General features: G+C 55.2%; 2 rRNA genes. Both read right to left on the bottom strand.

From position 1 onward, the window contains the following. Positions 1-148: 148 nt before the first annotated feature. A 23S ribosomal RNA gene (locus AC1C2R_RS20480) occupies positions 149-3,252 on the bottom strand. A 473-nt stretch (positions 3,253-3,725) separates the two neighbouring features. Next, positions 3,726-5,256: ribosomal RNA gene (locus tag AC1C2R_RS20475) — 16S ribosomal RNA — on the bottom strand. Together the 16S and 23S rRNA genes form the textbook arrangement of a ribosomal RNA operon. Between the last annotated feature and the right edge of the window lie 66 nt (positions 5,257-5,322).

Below are 5,322 nucleotides of genomic sequence, written 5' to 3'. Positions count from 1 at the left end.
GACCGTGGTCTCCGGGGTGTGGTGCGGGTACAACTGTTGAGTTATGTGTTGGGTTTCCGTCTGAAGGGAACCACAGAGTGGACGCGAGCAATCTTGGGCCACACACACGGCCTTTACATGAAATGTGTTCAAACGTGTGAGTGTAGTGATTGTCAAGTTATCGGCTTATTAGTACCGGTCAGCTGCGAGAGTCTTTAGTCCTCTCTTCCACATCCGGCCTATCAACCCAGTCGTCTGGCTGGGAGCCTCTCCCCCGAAGGGATGGAAATCTCATCTCGAGGCCGGCTTCCCGCTTAGATGCTTTCAGCGGTTATCCATCCCGAACGTAGCTAACCAGCGGTGCTCCTGGCGGAACAACTGGCACACCAGAGGTTCGTCCAACCCGGTCCTCTCGTACTAGGGTCAGATCCTCTCAAATTTCCTACGCGCGCAGCGGATAGGGACCGAACTGTCTCACGACGTTCTAAACCCAGCTCGCGTACCGCTTTAATGGGCGAACAGCCCAACCCTTGGGACCTACTCCAGCCCCAGGATGCGACGAGCCGACATCGAGGTGCCAAACCATGCCGTCGATATGGACTCTTGGGCAAGATCAGCCTGTTATCCCCGAGGTACCTTTTATCCGTTGAGCGACAGCGCTTCCACAAGCCACTGCCGGATCACTAGTCCCGACTTTCGTCCCTGCTCGACCTGTCAGTCTCACAGTCAAGCTCCCTTGTGCACTTACACTCGCCACCTGATTGCCAACCAGGTTGAGGGAACCTTTGGGCGCCTCCGTTACTTTTTGGGAGGCAACCGCCCCAGTTAAACTACCCACCAGGCACTGTCCCTGAACCGGATCACGGTTCGAAGTTAGATATCCAGAGTGACCAGAGTGGTATTTCAACATTGACTCCACCGACACTAGCGTGCCAGCTTCACAGTCTCCCACCTATCCTACACAAGCCACACCGAACACCAATACCAAGCTGTAGTAAAGGTCACGGGGTCTTTCCGTCCTGCTGCGCGTAACGAGCATCTTTACTCGTAATGCAATTTCGCCGAGTTCGCGGTTGAGACAGCTGGGAAGTCGTTACGCCATTCGTGCAGGTCGGAACTTACCCGACAAGGAATTTCGCTACCTTAGGATGGTTATAGTTACCACCGCCGTTTACTGGGGCTTAAATTCTCAGCTTCGCCTTGCGGCTAACCGGTCCTCTTAACCTTCCAGCACCGGGCAGGCGTCAGTCCGTATACATCGTCTTGCGACTTAGCACGGACCTGTGTTTTTAGTAAACAGTCGCTTCCCACTGGTCTCTGCGGCCCTACAGCGCTTCCCGGAGCAAGTCCGTTCACGCCTTAGGCCCCCCTTCTCCCGAAGTTACGGGGGCATTTTGCCGAGTTCCTTAACCACGATTCTCTCGATCTCCTTGGTATTCTCTACCTGACCACCTGAGTCGGTTTGGGGTACGGGCGGCTAGAACCTCACGTCGATGCTTTTCTCGGCAGCATAGGATCACCAACTTTTTATCCGCATCGTGTCTCAGCCTTCTGAGCGACGGATTTGCCTATCGCTCGGCCTACGCACTTGCCCCGGGACTACCATCGCCCGGGATCGGCTACCTTCCTGCGTCACACCTGTTAATACGCTCACTCCACCAGATGGGGTCGCATGCCGCCTCACGATCGTCCCCGAAGGGATCCACGCGTCTTGGGATGCTTAGCACTCCTGATTTCGTGTGGGCGGTTCTTCGCCGGTACGGGAATATCAACCCGTTGTCCATCGACTACGCCTGTCGGCCTCGCCTTAGGTCCCGACTTACCCAGGGCAGATTAGCTTGACCCTGGAACCCTTGGTCTTCCGGAGGACGGGTTTCTCACCCGTCTTTCGCTACTCATGCCTGCATTCTCACTCGTGTGGCCTCCACGGCTGGTTCACACCGCCGCTTCACTGCCCACACGACGCTCTCCTACCCATCAACACGGCTGGACCACGAAGGCCTACCATTAATGTCAATGCCACAACTTCGGTGGCGTGCTTGAGCCCCGTTACATTGTCGGCGCGGAATCACTTGACCAGTGAGCTATTACGCACTCTTTCAAGGGTGGCTGCTTCTAAGCCAACCTCCTGGTTGTCTGTGCAACTCCACATCCTTTCCCACTTAGCACGCGCTTAGGGACCTTAGTTGGTGGTCTGGGTTGTTTCCCTCTCGACGATGAAGCTTATCCCCCACCGTCTCACTGCTGCGCTCTCACTTACCGGCATTCGGAGTTTGGCTGACGTCAGTAACCTTTTAGGGCCCATCGGCCATCCAGTAGCTCTACCTCCGGCAAGAAACACGCAACGCTGCACCTAAATGCATTTCGGAGAGAACCAGCTATCACGAAGTTTGATTGGCCTTTCACCCCTATCCACAGCTCATCCCCTCCATTTTCAACTGAAGTGGGTTCGGTCCTCCACGACGTCTTACCGTCGCTTCAACCTGGCCATGGATAGATCACTTCGCTTCGGGTCTAGGACCTGCGACTGAATCGCCCTATTCAGACTCGCTTTCGCTACGGCTGCCCCTCACGGGTTAACCTCGCCACAAATCACTAACTCGCAGGCTCATTCTTCAAAAGGCACGCTGTCACCCCAACAAGGAGGCTCCAACGGTTTGTAAGCAAACGGTTTCAGGTACTATTTCACTCCCCTCCCGGGGTACTTTTCACCTTTCCCTCACGGTACTTGTCCGCTATCGGTCATCTGGGAGTATTTAGGCTTATCAGGTGGTCCTGACAGATTCACACGGGATTTCTCGGGCCCCGTGCTACTTGGGATACCTCTCCGGGCCGCCAGGCATTTCGACTACGGGACTCACACCCACTCCGGTCCGGCTTTCAATCCGGTTCGTCTATACCTGACGCGTCACCGTGACTGCACGGCAGTACAGTCCGAAAGGTCCCACAACCCCGACCATGCAACCCCTGCCGGGTATCACACATGGCTCGGTTTAGCCTCTTCCGCGTTCGCTCGCCACTACTAACGGAATCACTGTTGTTTTCTCTTCCTGTGGGTACTGAGATGTTTCACTTCCCCACGTTCCCTCTACCCGCCCTATATATTCAGGCGGGAGTCACCAGGTCACCCAAAGGGCCTGGCGGGGTTTCCCCATTCGGAAATCCTCGGATCACAGCTCGTTTATCAGCTCCCCGAGGCTTATCGCAGATTACGACGTCCTTCTTCGGCTCCAGATGCCAAGGCATCCACCGTTTGCTCTTAAAAACTTGAAATCACATGAGATCGAATCGTGCAACACCACCCAAAGGCAATGCTGCGAAATTGACCAGTGAACACACCAAACAACACCCCCGAAAGGATGCTCTTGGCGATTCACCTTTTGTGAAACAGCCCCAAAGGGCTATTTCTAAGATGCTCGCGTCCACTATGTAGTTCTCAACAGACGGCCAGAACCCCCACCACCTACCGAATCAAAACCATCGGCATCAGTGAAGGCCTGCAAGAAACCATCACCCCCACACCCAAAAGGCGCAGGGTTGTCCGGTCCCTCAGGACCCAACAGCGTGCACGTACCAGCCTCCCCCAACCAAACCCTTCCAATCACCCACAAGGAGCAACGTACTAAGTCCAGCCGAAATCAACCGGCACCTATGTCAATGTTCCACCCATGAGCAACCAGCGAGCCACAAAGGACCCGATCTGGTCTGCACTGCGAAAGCCCGAAGACTTCCGAGTTGCTCCTTAGAAAGGAGGTGATCCAGCCGCACCTTCCGGTACGGCTACCTTGTTACGACTTAGTCCTAATCACCGATCCCACCTTCGACAGCTCCCTCCTTGCGGTTAGGCCACTGGCTTCGGGTGTTACCGACTTTCATGACTTGACGGGCGGTGTGTACAAGGCCCGGGAACGTATTCACCGCAGCGTTGCTGATCTGCGATTACTAGCGACTCCGACTTCATGAGGTCGAGTTGCAGACCTCAATCCGAACTGAGACCGGCTTTTTGGGATTCGCTCCGCCTTACGACATCGCAGCCCTTTGTACCGGCCATTGTAGCATGCGTGAAGCCCAAGACATAAGGGGCATGATGATTTGACGTCATCCCCACCTTCCTCCGAGTTGACCCCGGCAGTCTCATATGAGTTCCCACCATTACGTGCTGGCAACATACGACGAGGGTTGCGCTCGTTGCGGGACTTAACCCAACATCTCACGACACGAGCTGACGACAACCATGCACCACCTGTAACCGAGTGTCCAAAGAGTTCCACATTTCTGCAGCGTTCTCGGTTATGTCAAGCCTTGGTAAGGTTCTTCGCGTTGCATCGAATTAATCCGCATGCTCCGCCGCTTGTGCGGGCCCCCGTCAATTCCTTTGAGTTTTAGCCTTGCGGCCGTACTCCCCAGGCGGGGCGCTTAATGCGTTAGCTACGACACGGAAACCGTGGAAAGGTCCCCACATCTAGCGCCCAACGTTTACGGCATGGACTACCAGGGTATCTAATCCTGTTCGCTCCCCATGCTTTCGCTCCTCAGCGTCAGTTACGGCCCAGAGAACTGCCTTCGCCATCGGTGTTCCTCCTGATATCTGCGCATTCCACCGCTACACCAGGAATTCCATTCTCCCCTACCGCACTCCAGTCTGCCCGTACCCACTGCAGGCCCGAGGTTGAGCCTCGGGATTTCACAGCAGACGTGACAAACCGCCTACGAGCTCTTTACGCCCAATAATTCCGGACAACGCTCGGACCCTACGTATTACCGCGGCTGCTGGCACGTAGTTAGCCGGTCCTTTTTCTGCAAGTACCGTCAAGAAGCAAGCTTCCCTTCTTCCTTACTAAAAGAGGTTTACAACCCGAAGGCCGTCATCCCTCACGCGGCGTTGCTGCATCAGGCTTGCGCCCATTGTGCAATATTCCCCACTGCTGCCTCCCGTAGGAGTCTGGGCCGTGTCTCAGTCCCAGTGTGGCCGGTCACCCTCTCAGGCCGGCTACCCGTCGACGCCTTGGTGAGCCATTACCTCACCAACAAGCTGATAGGCCGCGAGTCCATCCCAGACCGAAAAAACTTTCCACCCAAAACCATGCGGTTCCAGGTCCTATCCGGTATTAGCACCGATTTCTCAGCGTTATCCCAGAGTCCAGGGCAGGTTACTCACGTGTTACTCACCCGTTCGCCACTAATCCCCCAGAGCAAGCTCCAAGTTCATCGTTCGACTTGCATGTGTTAAGCACGCCGCCAGCGTTCGTCCTGAGCCAGGATCAAACTCTCCAAAAAAACTGGTTCCAACACCCGAAGGCATTGAGAGTTTCAATCACTGACAGAGAAACAACTGACTACTTA

Source organism: Agromyces sp. Y182, from assembly GCF_059445385.1.
This window is presented reverse-complemented; position numbering and strand designations above follow the sequence as displayed.